We start from the raw sequence: 26,229 nt of genomic DNA, 5'->3' as shown, positions 1-26,229 counted from the left end.
CAGTACCTAGATATTTATATAGAATTATATAAATAAGTGAAAATAATCTTAAATTTGAAAAATGTAATCGTATATAATAGTATGAAATGATATAATATATAATATGTAAAGACTTAAAGATTAGGCATAATTGGAGGGGAAAATGATAAAGTCTAAGAATAGGAATAGAATAGTACTTGGATTAATTTTAATTCTAATTTTAGTTTTAACAATATATTCTACAAGGCATAGTTTAGTAACCTTTTATAAAATAGTGATTGATGGTGAAAAATTAAAGAATTATTTAGAAGGATTCGGAGTATTATCTTGGTTAATATTCTTTATACTTCAAATACTTCAAGTAGTTGTTTTTTTTATACCAGGAGAGGTTATACAAGCTGCTGGCGGGTATGTATTTGGAACTTTCTTTGGAACGGTAATATCATTTTTTGGTATAGGAGTAGGGTCATATATTCTATTTTTAATCACACATATGTATGGAAGAAATCTAGTTGAAAAGTTAGTTTCTAAAGATCTACATAATAGACTCGAGAAAATATTAGATAATAAAAAAAATAAGCTAATAGTATTATTGTTATATCTAATTCCAGGAGTACCGAAGGACTCTTTAGTTATGATATGTGGATTATCTAATTTAACAGCTAGGGAGTTTATATTTTACTCTATGATTGGGCGAATTCCTGCGTTAACCATATCCTCATACTTTGGAGCAAATATTGCTAGTGGTGAGCATGGTAAAGCCATAATTATAAGCATTATTGCATTAATTATTATTCTTATTGGAGTCATCTTTAAAGAAAAGATATTTAAAACACTTTCAAAAATATAATGAAAGAGCACCTATTTTATATTGGTGCTCTTTATTATTTAGGTGCATAATAGTTTAAGTATGAACAGAATAGGTTTATAACCTCTCTATTTTTAGCAAGCATAAATTGATACTAAGTAATGCTGATAAAACTACTGTTCATTCCAGAAAAATCCGTCTTTTCTATCACTAAAATATTTATGACAAAGGGCAAACCCAACCTTAGACTTATACTTATTATAAAAGAAGTTCATAGTATCATAATCAGTTATATCAAACCAGACACGCCCAATGTAATTAATACTAATTTTATTTTTGATTAGAATTTCTGAACTTGGATTTGTAGGATAATTTGGGGGAATATTTAAATTTTTACGTTCAATCAATAAATTATCCGTAAATAATCTCTTAAGAGCATCTAAGTTGTTAAAGATCCTTGAATCATTTGAAAAGTTAATAGCAGAATCTGGGTAAAAGAAGCTATTTAAATCCCAGAGGATTGAAGATTTTAACTGTAGTATAACCCATTTTTTATTAGGGTTTTCTTCTCTAAGTCTATTTAAAGATTTATAGCATGGAAATTGTAGCGAAGCAGATACTGAATCAGACATAGAATCAAATCGTTTACTATCATTTAAACTAAAGTTAATAGATCCTTCTTTTAGTAAATTTAGTGGAAGTAGTCCGTAAGTTAAAATTGACTCCAAGTTGTTTATGCTAGTAAAGTGGAAAAGGGAATTAATATGATGAAATTTACAAAAGTCTTTAATTCCTAAAGACTCCTCTTTTGATATTAATGGCAAAGTAGGTTGATCACTTAAATTAGATAGATCTTCTGATATTTTGTTTAGTTTTATTTGATCTAAATTCAATAAATCACATCCTTATATAAAAATTCTTAATTATAACAATTTAAATTACTTGATATATATATATTAATTAAAATTTGATTTTAGAAATAATAGAAATTAATTAATGTTAAATGGTAATTATTTAATTTATAGTTATATTATAACAGAAATATGGTAGATGTTAAAAATATTTCAAAAAACACTTAATATTAAAGAGTAAGATTATTTAAAAGTTTTGTTTGTATAAAATGTAAAACAATCCTTTTAATGTAGTTAAAAATGGTAAAAATAAAATAAAAATAAAAATTTCACTTAAAATTAAGAGTGAGATAGATTTTATAGGCAATAAAAATTTTTATTGTCATTATATATTTATAAGTAGAGATTTTTGTTATATAATAGATATGTTTAAGTCATTAATTGATAATATATATAGTTAAGAAGGGGTAAAATAAATGAGCGAATTAAATCATGATCTTGGTATTATAGCATTAGAAAGTAGTATTGAATTAGGTAATGCTGTTGACAAGTACATTCAAAATAAGAGAGGTACGAATGAATCTTATATAGTACCACTGAATGAAGTAAGATTCTCTAACGGTGAAGGTAAAGTTAAAATACCTGAAACTGTGAGAGGTAAGGATATCTACATTCTTTGTGATATTGGAAACTATAGTTGTAAATATAAAATGTTTGGTTTTGAGAATGTTAAAGGACCAGATGAACACTTCCAAGATATAAAAAGAACTGTTTCAGCTATTAGAGGTAAAGCAACAAGAATAACTGTTATTATGCCACTATTATATGAATCAAGACAACATAGAAGAAAGGGAAGAGAATCTTTAGATTGTGCGTTAGCATTACAGGAACTTGAAAGATTAGGAGTAGATGAAATACTTACTTTTGACGTTCATGATCCTAATGTTCAAAATGCAATTCCTTTACTTTCATTTGAAAATATTTATCCTACATATGAGATTGTAAAATCTCTTATATCTAATGAAAAGAACCTAGAATTAAATAAAGATAAATTACTTGTAATTAGCCCTGATACTGGTGCTATGGATAGAGCAATTTATTATTCAAGTGTTTTAGGGGTAGATGTTGGACTATTCTATAAAAGAAGAGATCATTCTTTAATTGTAAATGGAAAAAATCCTATTGTAGAGCATGAGTATATGGGAAGAGATGTAGCTGGAAAAGACGTTCTTATTGTTGATGATATGATCGCTTCTGGTGAGTCAGTTCTTGATATTGCACAAGAACTTAAAAAGAGGAACGTAAGAAATGTTTATGTAGCAACTACCTTTGCATTCTTTACAGAAGGGTTAGAAAAGTTCAATAAATTCCATGAAGATGGAGTTATTTCAAAAGTTTATTCAACTAACTTAACATATGTACCTGAAGCGTTAAAGGAAGCTAAATGGTTTAAAGCTGTTGATATGTCAGAATTCTTAGCTAGTATAGTAAATAGATTAAACCATGGACAATCAATTGCTAAATACATGGACGCTACACAAGTAATACGTAGTTTACTTAAATAAGAATGGGACCCTAAATAATTAGATTTAGTTCTAGTTATTTAGGGTCTTTTTTATTGTTAAAATACAATATAATATATTTACATTGTGCTATGAATTGTCTACGCATATATTACAATAAAATTCATAATTTGACATTACAACCAATGGATGAGATAATAATATTTACGAGAAATTAAGTATGTTTTGACTTTATAAAATCATTTTAATTTAAACAATAGTAAATTTTATGATTAATACTTAAACAAAGAGGAGATTTAAAATGGGGATTTTAAGTACTGAAGTAAACTATAATAGTTTACTAAACAATTTAGGGAAATGTTGCTTAACAACAGATTCATGTAAAACTTGTAAAGGAAAAGCTTGTTTAATAGGATATTCGAAAGCTTGTGTAACATCTTGTATTAAAGATAGTGTTACATATGTTATGGATGGGCAAAAAAATATTCCTATGGCTGATGGCAAGTTATATGATAGCCATGATTTAATAGATGGCATTGCTGATTTATTAAAGCAATGTAAAAATTGTGATAAGGACCACTTTGATAATTGTTTAATAAACGTTATGAGAAATTGTTATGAGGTTCTTTTACTAGGTGATATACAAGAATATAAAGGAAGTAGTTTATTATATTTAAGTGCTATAAAAGATGTAGATAGTGAAATATCTGGAGAAATAATGAGTAGACTTTAATATATAAGCCGGAAATACTATATAGTATTTCCGGTTTTTTCAGTACTTATATGTGCTATACATGGATTATAATGATTCATAGTATTAAGAAGAAGGTTTGTAAAAGTTTAAATAGATATCGTATAATAACTAAAGAGGATACATAAGGAACAATATTAAGAAATGAAGAAATAGACATAAAGGAGATGATAAAATGTCAATCATATCAACAGTATTTTTACCTGAGGGTATTGCAATGGCAGCCGATAGCAGATTAACAGGAACAGTTAATCGTTCTGATGGAACTAAGGATAGGCTTACATTAAGTGATAATTCCCAGAAGTTATTTCTTATTAAAAATAACACAATTGGAATATCCTGTTGTGGTGATGCAAAAATTGCTGGCAAATCAGTAGGAGACTTTATAAGGAGCTTTGAAATAGATGAGGTTAAAGAAGAGGATAACATAAGAGATATTGTTGTAAAGCTTGTAAACTATACTAAAGAAAAGCATGGTAATGGTGTAATATATCATGTTTGTGGTTACTATAAGGATGAACAATACGTATATAATACAAAAAATGATGAAATTATTAGGCCTAATATAAATAACTGTGAACTTGTTTCAGGAGCAGCATGGGATGGGGAAACTGACACCTTGGTAAGTCTTATGGGAGCAAGTAATCCCATGAAAATAGATTGGAACTTTATGCAGTTAAAGGATGGTATAGATTTTGCAGAGTTTATGGTGGATTTAACCATTAAGAGTCAACGATTTAGCTTAGGCCTTGCTACATGCGGTGGAGCAGTTGATCTTTTGGTCATCACCAAAGATTACGCTAGGTTTATTAAGCATAAAATATTGCATCCATAAATTCTATTAATTTAAAAAAAATGCAGTCTTGTGAATAGTACAAGGCTGCATTTTTTTAAAATTAATATTATATGTTCCATATACTAATAATAAGTGCAATTCTAAAACAGTAATAATTTATATTTTAAAATTTAGAATAGTTAAAAAATTCTAGGAGAAACTAAATGGGAAATATTTTAAGCAGAAGATGAAAAGGGGAATTAAATTGAAAGAGAAGGTATTAGTAAAAATAATAACAATAGCATTTATAATAACAATAGTATTACCAATATTGCCCGTTTCAAGCATTACATCAAGATTTATAAATAAAGATAGAAGCCAATGGGAACAGTTGAAGGAAGTACCTAATCTAAGGTTTGCAGTTTTAAGTGATACTCATGTAGGGCCAGGAAGAGCTGCTGAAAATGGAAGATTAGAAAATGCTTTTAGGACTATTTATGATCTTGATCCCAAAATCCATGCTATCTCAATAGTAGGTGATATTACTGACAATGGAGATCAAAGTGAGTACAATATCTTTAAATCAATAGTTCAGAAAAATAAATTGAAAGAGACAAATTTAATAGTTTCCATGGGTAATCATGATGGTAATACAGCTTTAAGTTTTACAGAAGCAACAGGAAATAGTCCAAGAGCAAATAGAGTTATTAATGGGTATCATTTTATTACATTAAGTCCACGTTCTTCCACAACTGTTTACGGAGGTGATAGATATAATTTAGATGAGAAGTGGCTAAATGAACAATTGGATTCAGCCACCTCTGAAGATCCCACAAGACCAATATTTGTATTTTCACATCATGGATTAAAGGATACTGTTTACGGAACAAAAGATTGGTACACGCCAGATTTAAAGGATTTACTAAGTAATTATCCCCAAGTAATCCACTTTTCAGGACATTCACATTTTCCTTTAAATGATCCTAGAAGTATTTATCAGAAGGACTTTACTGCTATAAATACATCATCTAATACATATATTGAGCTAGAACCAGGAATGATTTATGGTACAATCCCACCTAAAGGTGAAAATACAAGTCAGATGTTGATATTAGATGTTAATGGCACAAAAGTTAAGATTAGAAAGCTAGATCTTATTTCTGGAGAGTATATCGGTGAAGATTGGGTAATAGATACTTTACTTGGTAAAGAAGATTACAAATACACAGATAATAGAGTAGAAGCAAGTCCTAAGCCACTATTTAAAATAACTTCAGGAATTAAAGTTGATAGTATCAATAACAATAGTTGTTCTTTAACAATAGATCAGGCTAAGGTTAAGAATATTAAGGGGGATAACCAGGATGAAATAGTTCATTCTTATAAGTATGAATTTTATAATAAAGCAACTGGAAATATTTATAGAAGTTATAAGGTGTGGTCAGGATTTTATTTTTTACCTATGTCCAAAAAGTTGACACAAGAATTTAATGGATTAGAGTCCAACACTGAGTATAGGGTGGAAGTTACAGCTTATAATTCATATGGAAAGCCAAGTAAGAATACTATTTCTACAACTATAAAAACTAGTGAATAGATGAGAACTCCAATCATCTTAAGATTGGAGTTTAATTTTATATTATATAAATAAATATTCCATTCTAAATTTTGCAACCATAATGAATAGTAATAGCATTATTAGCAATCATAATTTTGGATTCTCTAGAATTTTCTTAAAGGGTTTAATCATACTAACCTTAATTTGATTAGAATATATTTCGTTTCTAAATTTTGGAAATTTGCTCAGGAATATTAGAATAGAATTACGTATTATTGATAGATATCTTTTATGGGGAAAGTCATATATTCCCATATCCTTAAATGCTTTGTGATCAGCAACAAAAGGGAATCTTAAATCAGCATAAATATCATCTCTAAAAATTTTAATTCCCCCTTTACCTAGATATGTCATAGGTTTAATATAATTTTTATTTGATAAGTTAACAAGAGATTTTGCCAAACAATAAATTCTATCATCAATCTCTTCACAAGTATTATATTCATCAGTTAGAAAGCCAACAAGATTAGAAATTTGCCATTGATTTAATCCATCTATTATTTCTTTTATATTAGGTATTTGACTTAAGGGACCTGAAATAATCCAAGCAACTTGTTTTCCTGAAATAGATGGTGTATGTGTATTGAAAAAAAGTCTATCATAGAATTTTTTCCACATAGAGGATAGATATCTATCATTAATAGCGCCAGCAAATAAAATAATGTCAGCTGATCTAACTTTAGTATTAACAAAGTCAATATAACTATCCTTATCTGTGTAGGCACACTTGTAAGAATACCCACACTTTATGCAACCCAGGCAACCACCCTTAATTGAAATATCCTCAAGTAATACTAAATCGATGTTTTTAGTAAATATGCTTTTAAATCTGTATACCATATTTTTTAAATTATTATTATCTAAGGTATCAGCAATTATTAATATTTTTTTATCACCATTGTCTATATTTTTAGTGATACCTACTGAAGAATAATTTATTGGTTTATATGATAGTTCCCTATAGTTTTTTAATGTAGCTACTTTAGTCTCTATACCATTGAAAAAATTTTCGGCAAAGAGTATTAATAGTATTCTACATTCTTTATTTTTTAAGTCCATCATTTTAGCTGAAAAATAGTCTATGAAATTCATTTCTAAATCATCACATATTGAATTCATATAGTTTATTGCTGTATGATCGAAGTAATTAATTGATGTACATAAAAGTGAAGTATATTTATCTTTGAAAGCATATTGAACATTTCTTTCAAATATCAATTCTATAAATCTCTTATATTGTGATGATACTAGGCAGAAATAGACTGGAAAGCCCCATATAACCCCATGGCAATTGTTGATTTCATCAATAATTTCATTAAAAAACTTCTCATCTTTTTCAAGCTGATTAATTTTATAAGCAATATTAATAATCTTAAGTTCATGATTAATAAATTTCTTTTGAATATACTTTATATACTGCATAGTAACGCTTTCATCACCTTTAGGGCTTCCATTTAGTACTATAATTTTCATTTTATATCCTCCATTTATTGATAGGGAAATTAATAAATATAATTAGATCATAAGATAGCTTTACTATACTTATATCAATTAAGGATAAAATTGTTAATATTTTTTGCGAAGTTTCAGCTAAATAATGTTTATTGTAATAAATCCATCCTTTATAGTAATTATATCTTGTATTTAATTGTTTTAATATTTTTATATTTACAACAATTTTAGTAATAGAATGTAGTATGGATTTTCAGTGAAAATTATGCAATTTATTCTAGTAATACTAGGATTTATTCTTATTTTAAAGAGAAAATTAAGGATTATTAGTAGACAAAACATAAGACTAAGCTTATTATTATAAGGTATCTAAATATTAATGTACTTAGTATTTAGGAAGTAAATAATAAATTTTAAAGATAAGAATAAGGTGTGTCGTAATGGAAGATTTAAATAAAGTAATTAATGAAATTACTAAAGAAGAAATTATAAAAGTAGTAATTAGTAATAAAATGAAAAATGATGTTAGTTTTAACAAAATAACATTTGCATTAAAAGAAAATAAAGAAAAGCAGTATTATCAAATTGAAAAGTTTACGGATAAGCAAGTATTTCATGAGAACATTGAAATAACAGCTTTATATGATAAAATATTAGAATTTTTAGCTTTTGGCTACAAGCAATTAACTGCATGGTCAAAGGAAAATACCTTTGATGTTAAAATTTCCAAAAAAGGCAAGATCCTATTTAGAAAAAAGAAGGATGATAATGTTAGCCTTGTTAAAAAGGGGCATAATAAAGAAAAGAATTATATACTTAAAGAAGGAATGATAATTCAGCCACTTATAGATCTAGGAGTATTTACAAAAGAGGGTAAAATAGTAAATTCTAAATATGATAAATACAAGCAAATTAATAGGTTTGTAGAAATAATTGATGATGAAATAAAGAAAAATGACTATAAAGAGCTTACTATTCTAGACTTTGGATGTGGTAAATCATACTTAACGTTTGTATTATATTATTACTTTGTTGAAGTTAAGAAAATAGATGTTAAAATGATAGGCCTTGATCTTAAAGAAGATGTTATTAATAAGTGTAATGATATAGCTAAGCGTTACAATTATGAAAATTTACATTTTGAACTAGGAGATATAAATGGTTTTAAGTATAATAATAAAGTTGATATGGTAATTACTTTACATGCTTGTGATACTGCAACAGATTATGCTCTATACAATGCAATAAAGTGGAATAGTAAAATGATATTCTCTGTTCCATGCTGTCAGCATGAATTTAATAAACAAATTAAGAGCGATTCATTATCAATATTAACTAAGTATGGAATAGTTCAAGAGAGAATAGCAGCTCTTATGACAGATTCAGTTAGAGCAAATCTTTTAGAAGCTGTTGGATATAAGACTCAACTCCTTGAATTTATTGATATAGCCCACTCTCCAAAGAATATATTAATTAGAGGGTCAAAAACGAAAATATCAAAGGATAAAAAGGATAAAGCTATAAGTGAAGTTAATAATTTAGTGGAGCAATTTAATCTTAATCCTACATTATATAAATTATTGAAGGATGACAATCTTATTTAGTTTTGATCTCATATAAAAAAGAAGAAAGCTAACTCAAATAGTTTTCTTCTTTATTTTATAAGGGATTAATTATTTTAGAATAAATTTTGAAAGATTTTTCCCTAGCTCATCAGTTTTATCAACCATTTCCATTGATGAAGAGGCTATAATCTCACTTGATGATGTAAGTTCTCCAGAAGTTGATGAAATCTCTTCATAGGTTGCTGATAAACCTTCTGATAAGGTGGCTACCTCACTTATGCTTCTCATTAGTAAGTCCTTTTCATCCTTTAAATTTCTTGAATTTTCAGAGATTATATATATTTTCATTATCATATCTCTCATTAATTCTTCCATATGATCTGATGCAGCTATAGAGTTCTTAACAGCTAATTCTTGATTGCCTAACTTTTCTTTCATAGTATTACTATCACCAACTATATTTGATATTTCTTCGATAATAGTAGATAGTACTTTTTTTATTTGCTCCGATGATTCTTGACTTTTTTCAGCTAAAGCTCTAATTTCATCAGCGACTATTGCAAATCCACGACCAGCCTCACCAGCCCTTGCTGCCTCAATAGCTGCATTTAAAGCAAGAAGGTTTGTTTGTGCAGCAATATCTGTAATTACATTAACTATATCAGTTACTGAATAGACTTTGCTATTCATTATATCTATAGCATTAAATAAGTTTTTAAAGGTAATGTTAAAGCTTTTAACTGAATCAGTAAGGTTATCCATTGCTGCATCTCTAGATTCATTTTTACTTCTAATATTATCAGAAAGTCTATGAATATGTGCAAGTTCATTAAGAACATTATTTATCTTTTCATTAAATACATCCATAGAGTTATTAATTGCAATAATCTCAGCAGATTCATTAACAGATGATGCTGCAGCAGTATCAATAGCCTCTTGAATATTACAAGAAAATGCATGCATCTCCTGAGAAACCTCTAAAAGAGATGATGAGTTCTCAAATAAACTTTGAGTTATATCATTAATATTATTATAGTTATTTATTTGTGATACTCTTGCCTTATTTATTGAATGATTAATATCTCCAAGCTCTCCATTAGCATTATAATCATCTGGTTTTATTATGAAAGTTAAATTACCTTTAGCCAAGTCATCTGCGTATGATTTTGTTGAAGTTAGCTTACTAAGCACTATTTTATTAATACAATTACTAATAATTAATGTAATTATTAATGATAGTATAGTACTACATAATATGATTATAAGATATGTACTTAATTTAAGGGGAGTTGTGCTTACCAGTCCGCAGCCTAGAAATCCTATAAGTATTAATGCAATAAAAGATGAAATAAGTGTTGTTAAGTTGATTGTGAACAGAATTTTTTTATTTCCCATATATATACCCCCATATTTAATAAGAATCTTAATTTAATTATACAACAAATAACAAAATATAACAATTATGTAATTGCAAGAAAATTATTAAAGCTAATGATTTTATAATGATTTAATTTATGTTTTCTGCCAAGCAACATATATTCACAATTTTTAATAAATATAAATCATTACATGGAATTTAAAATATAAAAAATAAGGACTTTCCATTATTAAAAGTCCTCCTTTTAGTTTGATCATAATTATAAACTTATAAAATTTATACTATTCTGCTTCAGATACTTTCATAAAGAGTGGAAATATTGGAGTAGTCAGAAGTAGAATGACAAAGGCATAAGTAATGTTTTCAAATCTAGAATCTGCTTTTAACAATACCTTTACAATTACAAAAGTTATAGCGATAATGGCAATTATGAAAAATATATTCATTTTAACTTGATAGGGTTTATTACAATTAGGACATTCATCATATTTTGTAAAGCCTTTTCCCATTGCATAGGTCATTAATTTTTTATAAGTGATACTTTCATTACAGTATGGACAATTTTTCATATATTGATCCTCCTTCAGAGTTATAGGTATATTTTACCATTATATCATGATAAATTGATATAGTTTTTCATTTCTTTTTAAAGCTTTTAATAAAACTAAGGGCTAAGAATCCCTGACCTAAATAGTAGATGATCAAGTTTAAAGTACCCATATAGGGCGAACAATTATTGTAATAAATAACAAATACTAGGATGTAATCTGAAATAAAGAAGAAAATTGTTCCTAAAATTACTAGGGTAGTACCAATTGGATTATCTTTTCTAATTTTAAATAATGATAAAGCCTTACATAACATAAATGTAATAATTATTGCATACAAGCAAACTATTAGTTGCATCTCTTGGTAGTTAAACCCTTTTTTATTTAGGAGAAAAATAATCGATGGAGTAAAAATTATTAAGAAAAGACCAAAGTCCCACTTGGAAATTCCTTTAAGATATGAAAAGCCAAATATAAAGAAAATATGGGATAATACAAAGCAAATAAAACCGTAGTAAAACAAATTCCATCCAATATTAAATGCTAAAAAAACATCTCCTAAAGAAGAGAATACTAATCCTATAAATATTAAATAGAAATACTTTTTATTATGTGGAGATATTCTATGGCTTGATATTGCTATAGATAAAAATAAGAGACTGCAAATAGTCTTAAATATTTCCATATAATTGTTTAATGGATATAAATCAAAATACAGTAAAGGGACAAGGTTGATAAGCATTAATATAAATAGATAAAACGGTAACATTATAATCCTCCTATCAAATTAGTTTCTAGAAATAATCATATTATTGTAAGCTTTAATTTTCATTTGTGAAAGTAGTAAGTCATAATAGTAAAATTATAATTTAATTTAAACAATAGGAAGTATTTATCTGATACGGAAGTTTTTATTATTAAAGTATGGTAAAATCAATTAATATAAAATTTATTAAAACATAGGAGAAAATTAATGAATAAGAAGGTTAGTTTCTACACAAATAGAAAAAATATAATACTACTGGCACTATTATGCACATTCTTATGGGGAAGTGCTTATCCAGCAATAAAAATAGGATATTCAATGTTTAACATTGCAAGTGATGACATACCAACTAAACTCATCTTTGCGGGATATAGGTTTTTACTAGCAGGACTAATAGTTTTAATTATACAGATAGTTCTAAAGAAAGAGGTATTTAAAATAACAAGTAAACAATTAGGACAAGTTACAATAATGGGTTTAGCACAAACTACATTACAATACATATTTTTTTATATAGGATTATCTTATACTTCAGGTGTAAGAGGTTCTATAATTAATGGGACAGGTACATTCTTCAGTATAATATTAGCTCATTTTATATATAAAAATGATAAATTAAACTTTAATAAAGTTATTGGTTGTATAATAGGTTTTATTGGAGTAATCATAGTAAATTTAGGTGGAGACTCAGTAGTAGCTAGTTCTATAACTTTTAAAGGTGAAGGTTTTATAATGATAGCAGCAGCTCTCCTTTCAATTTCATCAATCTATGGAAAGAAAATTACTGAAAAACTTGATCCTGCAATAGCTACAGGTTATCAGCTTTCTATAGGTGGATTAGTTCTGGTAATTTTAGGATTTATTTTTGATGGAAAATTAGAAGGGTTTACAATAACTTCATCAATACTTCTTATATATATGGCCTTATTATCTTCAGTTGCCTTTTCCCTTTGGACTTTACTACTAAAATATAATAAAGTAGGGTTAATTTCTGTATTTAACTTCTTGATACCAATCTTCGGAACATTATTATCTGGATTATTTCTTGGAGAGAATATATTTGATATAAAGATTTTAATTGCTCTAATCCTTGTATCTTTTGGAATTTATCAAGTTAATAAAGTAAATTATCATAAAGATGAAGTTTAAGAGTTTATAATTTAATAAATTTAGGCTCAAAGTAATACTTTATTATTACTTTGAGCCTGTTAGTACATAATATAGAGATATCCTATAATATTTCTAAAATCTCTACGGTATATTTTTCTCCAGGAGCATCAACTTCAACTATATCACCAGCCATTTTTCCTGATAAGGCTTTTCCCAGGTCTGATTCTATACTTATAAGCATATTTTCAGGATCTAAATCCATAGTTGTCACTAAAGTTACAATTTCTTCTTCATTATCATCTACAAATTTAATTCTAGCCTTACTATTAAGTCCTAATTTTGATCTATCAAAAGTTGAGTCTTCAACAACGGTTGCTGTTGAAATCATAGTAAATAAGTATTGAATTCTATTATCATTTTCTCTATAGTTAGCACAAGCTTCTTTATATTCAGCATTTTCAGACCTATCACCATGGGCAGCAGCTATTAATTTTTCTTTTGCAATTTCTGCTCTTTTCACAGTCATTCTATAATCTAATTCTTCTCTTAACTTTTTCATGTTTTCTTCCGTCAGTATATTATTCATTAAAACTAGAACCTCCCAAGAAATCTATTCTTATAATATTATATAGTATATATAAAAAAATAAAAGGTATTTAAGATAAATCATAGTTATATCAATTTAATCCAAAATAGATTTAGAGTAATAGTATACAAATTATTATGAAATAAGTATACTTATTTCAATGGAATATAATAGAATTAAGAAAAATGTCTATTAAGGAGAAAGATATGAAGTGTAAAGTATATATAGTAGAAGATGATAAATCTATAAGTTCATTATTAAAGGATTCTATAGAGAAGTATGGATTTGAGGCAAAGGTAGCAAAAGATTTTAATAATATAATACTTGAGTTTAAGGAATTTAATCCCCAGGTGGTGTTATTAGATGTAAATCTACCAATGTATGATGGCTTTTATTGGTGTAGAAAGATAAGACAAATATCTAAAAATCCAATAATATTTATTTCTGCTAGGGAGAGTGGGATGGATCAAGTGATGGCAATAGAAAGTGGTGCTGATGATTATATTACAAAGCCATTTTATTATGAAGTAGTTATAGCTAAGATTAAAAGTCAAATAAGAAGGGCTTTTGGTGATTATTCAGGAAATAATTCAGAAAGAATAGTTGAGTTAGATGGATTGAAATTTTATCCAGAGCGATTAGAGCTAGAATTTAGCAATATTAACTTAACTATAACAAAGAAAGAAGGTATACTATTAGAATGTTTAATGGAAAAGTACCCCAAAGTATTAAGTAGAGATTTTCTTTTAGAAAAGATATGGGATGATATTGAGTTTGTTGAGGAAAACACCTTAAATGTCAATGTAAGTAGAATAAGAAAAAGACTTATGGATTTAGGTATTAAAAATGGAATTGAAACCGTAAGGGGCATTGGATATAGATTAAATAAAACATGGTGAGGAGTAAAAGGGTGAAATTATTTTTAAGGGATAATATAGGTTATATTGGAGTCTTTATCTTTAGCACTTTAATTACTGTATTTTACATATTTATCTTAGGTAAAGTAAAGGTAAGTGAGTGTATTTATCTAATATTTTTAAATACTTTTATATTAAGTATGTTTTTAGTAATTAGATACTGGCGAACTAGAAAGCTATATATAAAATTAAGTAAAGGTTTAGAAAAAATAGAAGAATCAAATAGTGATTTGGGAGTGTCTGCCATAGGAGAGAGTATATCAGAGCTTCTAGCTAAACAATATAATTTATATGATTCAAATCTTATTGAATACAATAATAAGTACAATGATCATTTAACATTTATCAATCAATGGGTACATCAGATGAAAACCCCCTTATCAGTAATACAATTACAACTACATGAATATGAGGGGGAAGAACCTATTGATAGTATAAAGGTTGAGGTAGATAAGGTTAATAAAGGCTTAAACATGGCAATGAATTTTGCAAGAATAGATTCATTCCAAAATGACTTCATAATTAAAAATGTAAATTTATTTGATATAGTATCTAAGAAAGTTAATGAAGAGAAGCAATTATTTATAAGAAATAGAATAATCCCAAGAATCAATATATCAAAGAAACTAAGTATTTATACTGATGAAAAATGGCTTAAATTTATTTTAGAGCAACTTATTGTTAATGGTATTAAATATTCAATTGAATATGGAAAGGTATTGGATATTGAGGGCTGGGAAGAAGAAGATAAAATAAAGTTGGTTATTAAAGACGAAGGAATAGGTATACAGAGTAAAGATATTAAGAGGATATTTGAGCCATTCTTTACAGGTGAAAATGGTAGGAGGTTTGGAGAGTCTACAGGTATGGGACTATATATAGTTAAAAGAGTATGTAATGAATTAGGCCATAAAATATATGTCAATTCAGAGATTAATATGGGTACATCAATACTTATAGAGTTTAGAATTAATTCAATTATTACATAGATGTAATGAAGTTGTAATCTTCGCAGATAGTAGATTAATAAGCCTTCCTTTAAACTAAAAATGTAAGTAGTAGTTGTAAAGGAGAGGAGATTAGGAAATGGATACTATATTTATATTAAAAGCAATTATAATTGCTATCGTCGAGGGTTTAACTGAATTTATACCTGTTTCATCTACAGGTCATATGATATTGGTTGGAAGCTTAATAGAGTTTAACGGAAGTTTTTCAAAAATGTTTCAGGTAGTAATTCAATTAGGTGCAATACTAGCAGTAGTAGTTCTATATTGGAAAAAGATAAAGGTTAGTGTAGTAGAATTCTTTAAGTTTATATTTTCAGGAGGTAAAGAGGGTAAAACAGGATTTAACTTTGGTATAAATGTTATTGTGGGATCAATTCCAATGGCTATAGCAGGGGTATTAATCTATGACAAAATAAAAGCATTATTTAGACCAGAAGCGGTAATTATTGGATTTATATTGGGTGGAATATTGTTATTATTAATTGAGAAAATATTTATCCATAAAAGTAAAAGTCTAGTTGATATAGATAAAATAACACCAATGCAATCATTAAAAGTAGGTATACTACAGATCCTTGCTCTTTGGCCAGGAATGTCTAGAAGTGCATCTACAATAATGGGTGGATGGATTGCAGGGATGTCAACAGAAGTCGCAGCTGAATTTTCATTCTTTTTAGCAGTTCCAGCAATGATTGGTGCAACTGCTAAGGATTTATTTGAGTTTGATTATTCAATAATGAATACAACTTTATGGATAGCCTTAATAGTAGGCTTTATAGTAGCTTTTATAGTATCAATAATTGTAATGGATAAATTCGTCGGATATTTAAAGAAAAAGCCTATGAAAGTATTTGCTATATATAGGGTATTAGTAGGAATATTACTTTCAATTTTAGTTTTTACTAAGATTATAATATTATAGGGGGATTTGAAATGACAATTTTAAAGGTTAAGAACCTAAAAAAAATATACGAAAGTAAAGTAATGTGTAAAGCTCTAGATAATATTAATTTCACAATAGATAACGGTGAATTTGTTGGAATAATGGGACCATCAGGAAGTGGTAAAACAACGCTTTTAAATATGATATCTACAGTGGATAAACCAACTACAGGTGAAATATCAATAAGAGATAAAATACTAACAAACTTAAAAGGTGATGAACTAGCTCTATTTAGAAGAAGAGAATTAGGATTTGTGTTTCAGGACTTTAATCTAATAGAGACTTTAACAGTAGGTGAGAATATAGTTCTCCCATTAACATTAGATGGTGTTTTAATTGAGGAGCAGGATAAACGTCTAAAAAATGTATCCAAAATATTAGGAATAGAAGATATATTGGAAAAGAGAACTTTTGAAATATCAGGAGGTCAAGCTCAAAGGACTGCAATAGCAAGAGGATTAATACATAAACCTTCCTTATTACTAGCAGATGAACCAACAGGAAATCTAGATTCTAAAGCAGCAAAAAATGTAATGGAACTCTTTGAAAAAATCAATAAAGAAGAAAAGGTAACAACAATGATGGTTACGCATGATCCTTTAGCTGCAAGTTATTGTACAAGAATATTATTTATAAAGGATGGAGTTATATATAATGAAATTTATAGGGGGAGTAGTAGAACCCAGTTCTATCAAGAGATAATTGATGTACTATCTTTATTGGGAGCGTGTAACTAATGAATTTTAGAAATTTTGCAACTAATAATGTTATAAGGAATGCTAGAGCATATTTAGGATATTTCTTAAGTACTACAATTTCAGCAGCATTACTATTTTCTTTTACTATGATTATTTTTCACCCAAATTTAGAGTTAGAAGTATTTCCAGAGTATTTGCAAAGAGGGTTTTGGATATGTATAACAATAGCTTATTTATTTTTATGTTTCTTTATATTTTATTCAGTAAGTGTATTCTTAAAGGGTAGATTTAAAGAGTTTGGTACATTGTTTATTTTAGGGATATCCGATAAACAAATAAAAAAGATGATTACTATTGAGAATCTAATAAGTACATCTACTGCTAGTGTAATAGGTGTTATTTTAGGATTAGTATTTTCTAAAATATTATTATTAACTAGTGGGAAGTTACTTGGATACGAGATGTTAAAGTTCTACATTCCTTTGAAGGCTATTATTATAACTCTAATAGGATTTATAATAATAGGAATAGTAATATCCTTATTCTCAACATTTATTATAGGAGGAGATAAGGTCTTAAAACTACTTAAAGGAAGTAGTAAACCAAAATCAGAACCGAAAACATCTACTATCTTAGCAATAATATGCGTTTTATTGTTGGTAAGTGGATATTTTCTAGCATTGACTAGTTCAACGAAGAATTTAATGAATAGAATGTTACCAGTTACGACAGTTGTGATTATAGGAACTTATTTATTATTCTCACATTTAAGTATATTTATTATTAAGACTTTAAAGAAAAACAGAAAGTTTTATATGAAAAACACTTCAATGTTATGGGTATCAAATTTGTTATATAGAATTAAAGATAATACTAGAATGTTCTTTTTAATTACTATAACAACAGCAGTTGCCTTTACTGCTATAGGTGGAGTATCAGCCTTTTGGATAAATAAAGAAAAGGAAATAGAAGATAATTTTCCACAAGCTTTCTTTTATGCTATAGGTAATAAAGATACAGATAAACCTTTTTTCATAGAAGAAGAATTAAAGATGAAGGATTATCAATATGACAGGGTTATAGGAAATATTAAAAATCTATACTCTGAAGAAGGAGACTCAATTAATGTAATTAATGAAAGTACTTATAATGATTTAGCAACTTCCTTAGGGCAGGAAGTTATAAATATAAGTGAGAATGAAGCAGTAGAGGTAGCACCTGAAATAATTAAGGCTAGAAAGGGTATAGCTGTTAATAATAATGAACTCCTAGTGGTTAACAGAATTTATAAACGAATTTTACCCGCACTGTATGATACAATATATATTGTATCTGATAAGGTATACCCAAATATAAATATACCTGAAATAGATTTTTATAGTTATAATGTAGAGGATTATAAATTAACTTTAGATATTTGTAACAGTTATAATAATAAATATAAAGATTATGAAAGTCGCAAAGAATCAATTTCCCTAATGAAGGCTGATTTGCTAGAGGCACATAAACTTAGTTATGGTGTAGTAATGTTTATGTGTATTTTCATAGGGCTAATCTTCTTTGTTACCACAAGTAGCTTTATATACAATAAATATTATATGGATATATCAGAAGATAAGGTGAAATATAGAAACTTAAATAAAATAGGCCTTACCTTTAAGGAAATTAAATCTATAGCAACTATAGAGATAGGAGTATTATTTTTATTCCCATATGTTGTTGCAATGTCACATTCAATATTTGCACTAAATGCATTAAAGAGCACCTTTGGAATGGAGGTTAATATGGTGGCATTTATGGTAATGGGAAGCTTTTTCATGGTTCAGATTTTATACTTTTTAATTATAAGAGGAAATTACTTGATAGAAATGAAAAGAGAATTAATTCATAATAATATATAATAAAAAAAGCATGCTATAATTTTACAGCATGCTTTTTCATTATTTATTATTCTCATTCATTTTTATTCCACATGGAACCCAAGGATAATCTGGATGACTAGGATCACATGGATTTGATATATTTAAATTTTTATCTTCTTCTAATATTTGATCATAAAAATCAGATCCATTTAATACATCGTTACCTCTCATATTAACAACTCCATTCTATATTTATTTAACTTATTATTATTATAAACTAAACAATAATTATTATCAACAAATAATAAATAAATTCCCGATAAATATAAAATTTAAAACATAGCTATATGATAAAGAAGAGATTAAAATAAATAATGAGGAGTTTATTATTAAAAGCCGTAATTCTATAAGGTTTAAGTCATATATCTGCTGTAGGTATAAAAATTTAGACTATAGAATCCTTATATTATGCATGGTTACTTACTATCAAATATAAATTATTAATTATTTTAAGATAATATAAATTAAAAAATAGGGAGGAATAGATGAAGATAATAGATTCAATATATGGAGAATTTACTATTGAGACAATATTTGAAAAGCTTATTAATACAAAAGAAGTACAAAGATTAAAAGGAATCCATCAAGGGGGAGCAAGCTATTTAGTTAATTCAAAATGGAATGTTACAAGATATGAACATTCCATAGGTACAATGTTGTTTATAAGGCTTATGGGTGGATCTGTAGAGGAACAAATAGCGGGGTTATTACATGATATTTCTCATACTGCCTTTTCTCATGTAGTAGACTTTGTATTAGAAAATACTGAAGAAAATTATCATGAAAAGATATTTGATAATATTATAGATACATCTTGTATTCCTAAAATATTATTAGATAATGGTTTTAATTATAAAGATATACTGTTCAATAAATCGAAATGGACTATACTTGAAGTGTCTTCACCTAAATTATGTGCAGATAGAATAGATTACACTTTAAGGGATATGTATCATTATGGATTTATCTCAAAGGAGGATATTCAAAGATTTTTAAATAATTTAACTGTAGTAAAAGGAGAGGTAGTTATTACATCAGTTAAAATTTCTGAGTGGTTTGTAGAAACCTACTATAAAGAGGTAATAGGATTTTTTATGGATTCCTTGAATGTGTACGCTTATGATAGATTATCAAAAGCTTTAAAGATAGCACTAAAGTTAAATGAAATTACTGTAGATGATTTATTAAAAGAAGATAAATATGTATATAAACTACTTGAATGTTCAAAATCTGAAGATGTAATAAAACTAGTACAGTCACTAAATAAAAAAGTTAGGTTAATAAAAAATAAAGAGAATTACGATATATTCCAAAAGAATAAGGTAAGGATAATTGATCCAACTATAATTATTGATAACATACTTTTCAAAACATCAGAGAAGTCTGAACTAGCCAAATCATTAACTGAAAAAGCCTTAAATAAATCCAAGGAAGGTGTCTTTATTAAGATTGGTGAATAATTAAAGAATTGTTTTATATGGATAAAACAACTATAATTGATGTAATTTACAAATTATTAGTTACATAAGGAGATTCATTATGAGAAATAGACTTATTGATCAAATTAACTTTATCTTAGAAGTAGACAAGCTAAAAAGTATAATGAGGCAAAATAGAATCACAGTTGATGATAGAATTGAAAATGATGCTGAACATTCATGGCATATAGCAATTATGGCACCCCTTTTAGCTGAGCATCTACCAGTAGAAGTTGATCTATTAAAGGTAATTAAAATGCTTTTAATTCACGATTTAGTAGAAATAGATGCAGGAGATACCTTTGCTTTTGATGAAAAAGGATATGTTGGAAAATTTGAAAGAGAGCTTGAAGGGGCGAAAAGAATTTTTGGGATGTTGCCAGATGATCAAGGTAATGAATTACTAGAACTTTGGGTAGAATTTGAAAAATCCATTTCAATAGAAGCAAAATATGCAGCAGTTATTGATATGATGCAACCATTTATTTTGAATGTTAATACTGGAGCACGCTGTTGGATAGATAATAATGTAACAAAGACACAGGTTTTAAATAAGTTTTATGTTATCCAGGAAGTATCAAAGGAATTATGGAGTTACTTCTTGGAATTATTAGATTACTCAATAGAAAAAGGGTTTCTTATAGATAAATAAAATAGAATTAAATTATATACTAAGTATATTTAAGGTGTAGTTTCTAGTGATAGAAACTGCACCTTAAATTTTCCTATAATTTATCTAGACTATTTTGAATTATTCAAAAATATTAAATAACTAGTTATATAATTCTGTATTAGCTATAAGCCTATTAGCATACATTGAAGTAAATTCGCATAACTAAATATTTAAATTCTACTTTACGTTATATATTAATGTAGGCACATCTGATTAACATTGATAATGCAAAATAATTATTATATAATATAACTAATATTACATAAACTGACATAATTGTATGCAAATATAAAACCGAAATTAGGGGGTAGGCATTTAGATTGAGCAAACAAAAAATAATAAGTTTAATTGGATTAAATCTTGGAATAGCATTATTAAATGTAATAATTTTCTCACGAGGGATTTTAGACATCAGAATTGGAAGTAGCACTTTTGAATCAGCTCTTGGAATTACTTTAATAATTATGAGTGTAGGTATTTTTGCTATTGGTAATTATAAGATTTTGATTGGGAAAGAGAAAAGAATAAAAAGCAATGATATTAAGACTTCTTATGACTGTATAAATGGTTTAAAACAGAATAAAGGCAAAAAAACTTTCACAAAAGATATATCTATTTTGGTGGAACAAGTATGTAGAATAGAGAAAAAGAAAGAAATAATAATAGAAATACTTCTTCAAAAATTTAATAGTTCAGAAATGAGTTTTTCAAAATTTAATGGGGTAATCCTTGAAATTGAAGGTCTATTTTACTTGAATATAAGGAGCGTAATTAATAAGTTAAATATATTTGATGAGGAGGATTATGAAGATATAGAAGAGGAAAGTGGACTAGCAAACTTATCAAATGATTTTATAGAGGAAAAGAGAAGGATATATAATGAATATATTTTCTTTGTAAGAGACTCAATTGAAGATAATGAGCAGATTTTACTTAAACTAGATAAGCTTTTACTTGAATTATCTAAATTCGATAGTCTTGAAGATGGGGAGTTAGAAAATATGTCAGCAATGAAGGAAATAGACGATTTAATAAATAAAATTAAGTTATATAAATAATAAGGGGGATAAATAATGAATGCTAAAAAGATAAATCTCAAGTATGTGGGTATTATAGCCGTAACAGCACTACTTATTTTTGGCGTAGTTTATGGTGGTATTTCACTAACTAAAAATCTTGGAAAAAACAAGGATGTAGTTGTAGCTGAGGATGCATTAGGGGAATTAGACAAAATTTATAAAAAGATAAATATTAATGATGTGGATCCCATTAAGGGATCAGTAGATTTGACTAGTACATCTTTAAAGGATACTTTGCCAGATATAGATAAATATCCAGCACAAGTAGAAAATACAACTGATAATTTCATTGAAATATTTGCTTCAGTAGAGAAAACTGGTGAAGGTAAAGATGGTTGGCTAGTCGATGTTGCTAGGGATTTTAATAAAGCTGGAATTAAGGTAAATGGAAAGGATGTTTCCATTAAGATACGTGGACTAGCTTCTGGTATGGGAATGGACTATATAGTTTCCAAAAAGCATATTGCAGATGGTTATACACCATCAAATGAACTTTGGGGCGAGATGATGAAAGCGAAAGGGACTGATGTAACCTTACTTGATAAGAGAATGGTTGGAAATGTATCTGGAATTTTAATATCTAAAAGTAAGCAAGATGAGCTAGTAAAAAAATATGGTTCAATAAACTTAAAGAATATTACTGATGCGGTTGCTAGTAATGAAATAGCAATGGGATATACAAATCCACTTTCAAGTGCTACAGGGTTAAATTTCTTAGTTTCTACATTAAGTACCCTTGATGGAAAGGATATTCTAAGTTCTACTGCAGCTGAAGGCTTTGAAAAGTTTCAAACTAATATTCCCCTTGTTGCATATACAACACTTCAAATGAGGGCTTCGGCAGAAGCAGGAGGATTAGATGGGTTTATTATGGAGTATCAAACTTATATTAACTCTCCAGAGTTAAAGTCTAATTATGTATTTACTCCTTTTGGTGTTAGACATGATAGTCCACTTTATTCAATAGGTAATTTATCTGAGGAGAAGAAAGCTATAATGGATAAATTTATTGAGTTTTATAAAGGTGATACCTACCAAAAAAAGGCTTCAGATTATGGCTTTAATAATAATGAAGATTATAAAAGTGAAATAAATCTAGCAGAAGGACAAAATATTATACAAGCACAAAAGCTATGGAAAGAAAAGAAAAATGCTAGTAAAAGAATTTCAGCTGTATTTGTTGCTGATATATCAGGTAGCATGCAGGGTAATCCGTTAAATAAATTAAAGAAATCCCTTTTAAATGGATCTCAATATATAGGTTCTGATAATTCAATAGGTCTTGTAACCTATTCAGATGATGTGAATATAAATTTACCTATTGGAAAGTTTGATATTAACCAAAGAGCTCTATTTACAGGTGCAGTTAATAACATGGAATCTGGTGGAGGAACGGCAACCTTTGATGGTGTAAGCGTAGCTATAAGAATGTTGATGGATGAAAAAGCTAAAGATCCTGATACAAAATTAATGCTGTTTGTTTTAAGTGATGGCGAAACTAATAGAGGTCATTCTTTAAATGATATAGAAGGTATATTAAGAGCACTAAAGATTCCTGTTCATACTGTAGGCTATAATGCTGATATTGATGTGTTAAAAAATATTTCAAGTATAAATGAAGCGGCTAGTATTAATGCAGATTCTGATGATGTAGTTTATACGCTAGGAAGTTTATTTAATGCAGAAATGTAAAGAGACTTAACTTAAGGAGGAACAATATGGAATTTTCAATGGAAGTGTTAGATACGGATGTTATAAAAAAGGAAATTATAGATGAAGTTAAACCAGCACCTGAGGAAGTTTCGAAATTAAAGGAGCTAACTAATCGAAACATATCCTCACTAATAGAATTAGATATTAATTCACTTGAGGATAGACAAAGAGTTATTAAGAGTATTGAAGACTTTGGTATAGAAACAATAAAAAGATCATCTAAGAAAAATTCACTTCTTCAGATTACTGTAGGAAATCTATCTAAAACAGGTAATGATGGAGGGACAATTGCAACTGGTCTTACTGAACTACAAAGAGAAATGAAGGACCTTGATCCTAGTTTAATAGATTTCACTAAAACTGGACTTTTAGGTAAGTTATTTAATCCACTAAGAGCTTATTTTGAAAAATACCAAAAAGCAGATAATGTTATAAATGATATTATTATTTCTTTGGATAAAGGTAGGACAACATTAAAAAATGATAATACTACTTTAGAAATAGAAGAGATAGCTCTTAGAGATCTAACAAAGAAACTTGCAAAAGAGATTAAAATGGGAATGTTAATGGATGAAGAAATATCAAGGAGTATAGATATTGCAAAATCAAGAAATGAAGATGATGATAAAATTAGATTTATTTCAGAGGAAATACTATTTCCATTAAGACAAAGAATAATGGATATGCAGCAAATGATAACAGTAAATCAACAGGGGATAATGGCCATAGAAGTTATAAGAAGAAATAATAAAGAGCTAATAAGAGGTGTAGATAGAGCAAAGAATGTAACTATTTCAGCCTTAAGAATAGCTACTATTGTTGCAGGAGCCCTTTATAATCAAAAAATAGTACTAAAAAAGATAACTATGTTAAACAAAACAACTAATGATTTAATAAGCGGAACGGCTAGAATGTTAAAAGAACAAGGAACAGAAATTCAGAAGCAGTCCATGGAAGCAAATATATCTGTTGATACCCTAAAGGTAGCATTCTCAGATACTATGGATGCATTGGATGCTATAAGTCAATACAAGCAGGAGGCTCTTCCAAAAATGAAGGAAACTATAAATCAATTTAGCGAATTAGCAGAGAAGGGTGAACGTAGAATACAGATTCTAGAAGAAAATAGTTATAAAAATTAATATATAAAATAACCTTAAGATTACTGTAGTGTAATCTTAAGGTTATTTTTATATTGCTTAGCGTATTTGCAGGAGAAAATCAATATAAAAATGAGGAATTTGTATAAAAAATTATTAGCGAATTTATCTAAAATTATCCAAAATATTCTATGAAACTGTGTAATTATGGTATATAATTATTACTGTTACAATAATAAAATTAGATAAAAATATATTTTACATCTAGCTTTTAAAAGATAATTAAAAGTTTATAGCAATAAATATAGAATTATTTGCAATATAAGATGTTGAAATGATATTAATAAAGGAGAGGTAAATTTGGATTACAAAATTAGAAGACTAGATGAATTAGAGGGGGATCATAGACAAGCTATTTCTCAGCTCTATGTAGAAGCATTCCAAAATAAAATGACTATTATGTCTAGAGATGTAGAAATCCTTGCAAGAATATTCAAGGATTCATTTATATCATCCATGTATTATGTTTGTTTAGATGGAGATAAAATTATTGGCATAATTGCTTGCTCTAATAGTAAACAAAGAGCAAATTCATTTGAAAAGGATGTTCTTATAAAGGAATTTGGTTATATAAGAGGTAGAATATATATTGCAATGATAAATTCATTTTTAACAACTCCTAATGCAAGAACTGAAGATGAAGGATATATTGAATCTCTTGCAACTCATCCAGATTATCGTGGTAAGGGAATTGCAACTGCACTTTTAGACCATGCACATAATAAATCTGGCTACAATAAGTATATATTAGATGTTATACATGGTAATGAGGGAGCTAAGGCTCTATACGAGAGAATTGGATATAATACTTATAAAACTGAAAAGGGAATATTCTTGAAGTTACTTAATATAAAAGAACTATATTATATGGAGTTTTCATTATAATATTACATTAATAATTATAGAGAAAGAGGTTAGTGGTAAAA

General features: G+C 27.6%; 25 protein-coding genes. 18 read left to right on the top strand and 7 right to left on the bottom strand.

What is annotated here, in order from left to right; translation table 11 throughout:
- Positions 1-142: 142 nt before the first annotated feature.
- Positions 143-829, top strand: coding sequence for a TVP38/TMEM64 family protein (locus ACSYT2_RS07015; RefSeq protein WP_430856471.1), 687 nt, complete (start codon positions 143-145; stop codon positions 827-829).
- 131 nt (positions 830-960) lie between these two features.
- Here the strand turns inward: ACSYT2_RS07015 and ACSYT2_RS07010 are convergent, their stop codons facing one another.
- Positions 961-1,680, bottom strand: coding sequence for a DarT ssDNA thymidine ADP-ribosyltransferase family protein (locus ACSYT2_RS07010; protein WP_438384311.1), 720 nt, complete (start codon positions 1,678-1,680; stop codon positions 961-963).
- Between the two features lie 434 nt (positions 1,681-2,114).
- Between ACSYT2_RS07010 and ACSYT2_RS07005 the strand changes: the two genes are divergently transcribed.
- From ACSYT2_RS07005 to ACSYT2_RS06990, 4 genes are all read left to right on the top strand, one after another.
- On the top strand, positions 2,115-3,203 hold the full coding sequence (locus tag ACSYT2_RS07005) for a ribose-phosphate pyrophosphokinase (RefSeq protein WP_430856469.1): 1,089 nt from the start codon (positions 2,115-2,117) through the stop codon (positions 3,201-3,203).
- A gap of 259 nt (positions 3,204-3,462) precedes the next feature.
- On the top strand, positions 3,463-3,894 hold the full coding sequence (locus tag ACSYT2_RS07000) for a hypothetical protein (protein ID WP_438384310.1): 432 nt from the start codon (positions 3,463-3,465) through the stop codon (positions 3,892-3,894).
- A 193-nt stretch (positions 3,895-4,087) separates the two neighbouring features.
- The gene (locus ACSYT2_RS06995) at positions 4,088-4,747 is read left to right on the top strand and encodes a hypothetical protein (RefSeq protein ID WP_430856466.1); all 660 of its coding nucleotides are present in this window, start codon (positions 4,088-4,090) and stop codon (positions 4,745-4,747) included.
- A 205-nt stretch (positions 4,748-4,952) separates the two neighbouring features.
- Positions 4,953-6,284, top strand: a complete 1,332-nt coding sequence (locus ACSYT2_RS06990) for a metallophosphoesterase family protein (protein WP_430856465.1) — start codon at positions 4,953-4,955, stop codon at positions 6,282-6,284.
- Positions 6,285-6,392: 108 nt separating this feature from the next.
- On the opposite strand, the gene ACSYT2_RS06985 is transcribed toward ACSYT2_RS06990, so the two are convergent.
- Positions 6,393-7,778, bottom strand: a complete 1,386-nt coding sequence (locus ACSYT2_RS06985) for a flavodoxin family protein (protein WP_438384309.1) — start codon at positions 7,776-7,778, stop codon at positions 6,393-6,395.
- Positions 7,779-8,197: 419 nt separating this feature from the next.
- Here ACSYT2_RS06985 and ACSYT2_RS06980 point away from each other — a divergent pair, with 419 nt between their 5' ends.
- Positions 8,198-9,361, top strand: a complete 1,164-nt coding sequence (locus ACSYT2_RS06980; RefSeq protein WP_430856463.1) for a class I SAM-dependent methyltransferase — start codon at positions 8,198-8,200, stop codon at positions 9,359-9,361.
- 69 nt (positions 9,362-9,430) lie between these two features.
- On the opposite strand, the gene ACSYT2_RS06975 is transcribed toward ACSYT2_RS06980, so the two are convergent.
- The 3 genes from ACSYT2_RS06975 to ACSYT2_RS06965 form a co-directional block, all read right to left on the bottom strand.
- Complete coding sequence (locus tag ACSYT2_RS06975; RefSeq protein WP_430856462.1) at positions 9,431-10,717, bottom strand: methyl-accepting chemotaxis protein; 1,287 nt, start codon at positions 10,715-10,717, stop codon at positions 9,431-9,433.
- A gap of 264 nt (positions 10,718-10,981) precedes the next feature.
- Positions 10,982-11,269 (bottom strand): hypothetical protein, encoded by a 288-nt coding sequence (locus ACSYT2_RS06970; RefSeq protein ID WP_430856461.1) that lies wholly within the window; start codon positions 11,267-11,269, stop codon positions 10,982-10,984.
- 67 nt (positions 11,270-11,336) lie between these two features.
- Positions 11,337-11,933 carry a lysoplasmalogenase family protein gene (locus tag ACSYT2_RS06965; RefSeq protein WP_438385006.1) on the bottom strand — a complete coding sequence of 199 codons (597 nt, stop codon included), beginning with the start codon at positions 11,931-11,933 and terminating at the stop codon, positions 11,337-11,339.
- A gap of 288 nt (positions 11,934-12,221) precedes the next feature.
- Here ACSYT2_RS06965 and ACSYT2_RS06960 point away from each other — a divergent pair, with 288 nt between their 5' ends.
- Positions 12,222-13,163 carry a DMT family transporter gene (locus ACSYT2_RS06960; RefSeq protein WP_438384306.1) on the top strand — a complete coding sequence of 314 codons (942 nt, stop codon included), beginning with the start codon at positions 12,222-12,224 and terminating at the stop codon, positions 13,161-13,163.
- A gap of 82 nt (positions 13,164-13,245) precedes the next feature.
- On the opposite strand, the gene ACSYT2_RS06955 is transcribed toward ACSYT2_RS06960, so the two are convergent.
- Complete coding sequence (locus tag ACSYT2_RS06955; RefSeq protein WP_430856458.1) at positions 13,246-13,710, bottom strand: GreA/GreB family elongation factor; 465 nt, start codon at positions 13,708-13,710, stop codon at positions 13,246-13,248.
- A 206-nt stretch (positions 13,711-13,916) separates the two neighbouring features.
- Between ACSYT2_RS06955 and ACSYT2_RS06950 the strand changes: the two genes are divergently transcribed.
- From ACSYT2_RS06950 to ACSYT2_RS06930, 5 genes are all read left to right on the top strand, one after another.
- On the top strand, positions 13,917-14,609 hold the full coding sequence (locus ACSYT2_RS06950) for a response regulator (protein WP_430856457.1): 693 nt from the start codon (positions 13,917-13,919) through the stop codon (positions 14,607-14,609).
- A gap of 11 nt (positions 14,610-14,620) precedes the next feature.
- Entirely contained in the window at positions 14,621-15,616 is a 996-nt protein-coding gene (locus ACSYT2_RS06945; protein WP_438384304.1) for a sensor histidine kinase, read from the top strand.
- Positions 15,617-15,713: 97 nt separating this feature from the next.
- Positions 15,714-16,559 (top strand): undecaprenyl-diphosphate phosphatase, encoded by an 846-nt coding sequence (locus ACSYT2_RS06940; RefSeq protein ID WP_438384302.1) that lies wholly within the window; start codon positions 15,714-15,716, stop codon positions 16,557-16,559.
- Positions 16,560-16,570: 11 nt separating this feature from the next.
- Positions 16,571-17,317, top strand: coding sequence for an ABC transporter ATP-binding protein (locus ACSYT2_RS06935; RefSeq protein ID WP_430856454.1), 747 nt, complete (start codon positions 16,571-16,573; stop codon positions 17,315-17,317).
- Positions 17,317-19,179, top strand: a complete 1,863-nt coding sequence (locus ACSYT2_RS06930; protein WP_438384300.1) for an FtsX-like permease family protein — start codon at positions 17,317-17,319, stop codon at positions 19,177-19,179. Before ACSYT2_RS06935 ends, ACSYT2_RS06930 begins: the two co-directional genes overlap by 1 nt.
- Before the next feature lie 39 nt (positions 19,180-19,218).
- On the opposite strand, the gene ACSYT2_RS06925 is transcribed toward ACSYT2_RS06930, so the two are convergent.
- Complete coding sequence (locus ACSYT2_RS06925) at positions 19,219-19,371, bottom strand: hypothetical protein (RefSeq protein ID WP_430856452.1); 153 nt, start codon at positions 19,369-19,371, stop codon at positions 19,219-19,221.
- Between the two features lie 314 nt (positions 19,372-19,685).
- Between ACSYT2_RS06925 and ACSYT2_RS06920 the strand changes: the two genes are divergently transcribed.
- From ACSYT2_RS06920 to ACSYT2_RS06895, 6 genes are all read left to right on the top strand, one after another.
- Positions 19,686-20,660 (top strand): HD domain-containing protein, encoded by a 975-nt coding sequence (locus ACSYT2_RS06920; RefSeq protein ID WP_438384298.1) that lies wholly within the window; start codon positions 19,686-19,688, stop codon positions 20,658-20,660.
- A 79-nt stretch (positions 20,661-20,739) separates the two neighbouring features.
- Positions 20,740-21,330: an HD domain-containing protein gene (locus tag ACSYT2_RS06915; protein ID WP_438384297.1), complete on the top strand. Its 591-nt coding sequence runs from the start codon at positions 20,740-20,742 to the stop codon at positions 21,328-21,330.
- 341 nt (positions 21,331-21,671) lie between these two features.
- Positions 21,672-22,409, top strand: a complete 738-nt coding sequence (locus ACSYT2_RS06910) for a hypothetical protein (RefSeq protein ID WP_430856448.1) — start codon at positions 21,672-21,674, stop codon at positions 22,407-22,409.
- A 15-nt stretch (positions 22,410-22,424) separates the two neighbouring features.
- Positions 22,425-24,122 (top strand): vWA domain-containing protein, encoded by a 1,698-nt coding sequence (locus tag ACSYT2_RS06905; RefSeq protein WP_430856447.1) that lies wholly within the window; start codon positions 22,425-22,427, stop codon positions 24,120-24,122.
- 26 nt (positions 24,123-24,148) lie between these two features.
- Positions 24,149-25,285, top strand: a complete 1,137-nt coding sequence (locus tag ACSYT2_RS06900) for a toxic anion resistance protein (protein ID WP_430856446.1) — start codon at positions 24,149-24,151, stop codon at positions 25,283-25,285.
- 318 nt (positions 25,286-25,603) lie between these two features.
- Positions 25,604-26,188, top strand: coding sequence for a GNAT family N-acetyltransferase (locus tag ACSYT2_RS06895; protein ID WP_438384295.1), 585 nt, complete (start codon positions 25,604-25,606; stop codon positions 26,186-26,188).
- The last annotated feature ends 41 nt before the right edge of the window (positions 26,189-26,229 follow it).

The organism is Clostridium zhoujianii (assembly GCF_051590805.1).
Classification (GTDB): domain Bacteria; phylum Bacillota; class Clostridia; order Clostridiales; family Clostridiaceae; genus Clostridium.
The sequence above is the reverse complement of the archived record's forward strand: the minus strand, read 5'-3'. Positions and strand labels throughout refer to the sequence as shown.

Bases quoted from the DNA above. Each gene is read 5' to 3' on its own strand.
- ACSYT2_RS07015 (WP_430856471.1), top strand. From the start codon at position 143: ATGATAAAGTCTAAGAATAGGAATAGAATAGTACTTGGATTAATTTTA.
- ACSYT2_RS07005 (WP_430856469.1), top strand. From the start codon at position 2,115: ATGAGCGAATTAAATCATGATCTTGGTATTATAGCATTAGAAAGTAGT.
- ACSYT2_RS07000 (WP_438384310.1), top strand. From the start codon at position 3,463: ATGGGGATTTTAAGTACTGAAGTAAACTATAATAGTTTACTAAACAAT.
- ACSYT2_RS06995 (WP_430856466.1), top strand. From the start codon at position 4,088: ATGTCAATCATATCAACAGTATTTTTACCTGAGGGTATTGCAATGGCA.
- ACSYT2_RS06985 (WP_438384309.1), bottom strand. From the start codon at position 7,778: ATGAAAATTATAGTACTAAATGGAAGCCCTAAAGGTGATGAAAGCGTT.
- ACSYT2_RS06980 (WP_430856463.1), top strand. From the start codon at position 8,198: ATGGAAGATTTAAATAAAGTAATTAATGAAATTACTAAAGAAGAAATT.
- ACSYT2_RS06975 (WP_430856462.1), bottom strand. From the start codon at position 10,717: ATGGGAAATAAAAAAATTCTGTTCACAATCAACTTAACAACACTTATT.
- ACSYT2_RS06970 (WP_430856461.1), bottom strand. From the start codon at position 11,269: ATGAAAAATTGTCCATACTGTAATGAAAGTATCACTTATAAAAAATTA.
- ACSYT2_RS06965 (WP_438385006.1), bottom strand. From the start codon at position 11,933: ATGGAAATATTTAAGACTATTTGCAGTCTCTTATTTTTATCTATAGCA.
- ACSYT2_RS06960 (WP_438384306.1), top strand. From the start codon at position 12,222: ATGAATAAGAAGGTTAGTTTCTACACAAATAGAAAAAATATAATACTA.
- ACSYT2_RS06955 (WP_430856458.1), bottom strand. From the start codon at position 13,710: ATGAATAATATACTGACGGAAGAAAACATGAAAAAGTTAAGAGAAGAA.
- ACSYT2_RS06950 (WP_430856457.1), top strand. From the start codon at position 13,917: ATGAAGTGTAAAGTATATATAGTAGAAGATGATAAATCTATAAGTTCA.
- ACSYT2_RS06940 (WP_438384302.1), top strand. From the start codon at position 15,714: ATGGATACTATATTTATATTAAAAGCAATTATAATTGCTATCGTCGAG.
- ACSYT2_RS06935 (WP_430856454.1), top strand. From the start codon at position 16,571: ATGACAATTTTAAAGGTTAAGAACCTAAAAAAAATATACGAAAGTAAA.
- ACSYT2_RS06930 (WP_438384300.1), top strand. From the start codon at position 17,317: ATGAATTTTAGAAATTTTGCAACTAATAATGTTATAAGGAATGCTAGA.
- ACSYT2_RS06925 (WP_430856452.1), bottom strand. From the start codon at position 19,371: ATGAGAGGTAACGATGTATTAAATGGATCTGATTTTTATGATCAAATA.
- ACSYT2_RS06920 (WP_438384298.1), top strand. From the start codon at position 19,686: ATGAAGATAATAGATTCAATATATGGAGAATTTACTATTGAGACAATA.
- ACSYT2_RS06915 (WP_438384297.1), top strand. From the start codon at position 20,740: ATGAGAAATAGACTTATTGATCAAATTAACTTTATCTTAGAAGTAGAC.
- ACSYT2_RS06905 (WP_430856447.1), top strand. From the start codon at position 22,425: ATGAATGCTAAAAAGATAAATCTCAAGTATGTGGGTATTATAGCCGTA.
- ACSYT2_RS06900 (WP_430856446.1), top strand. From the start codon at position 24,149: ATGGAATTTTCAATGGAAGTGTTAGATACGGATGTTATAAAAAAGGAA.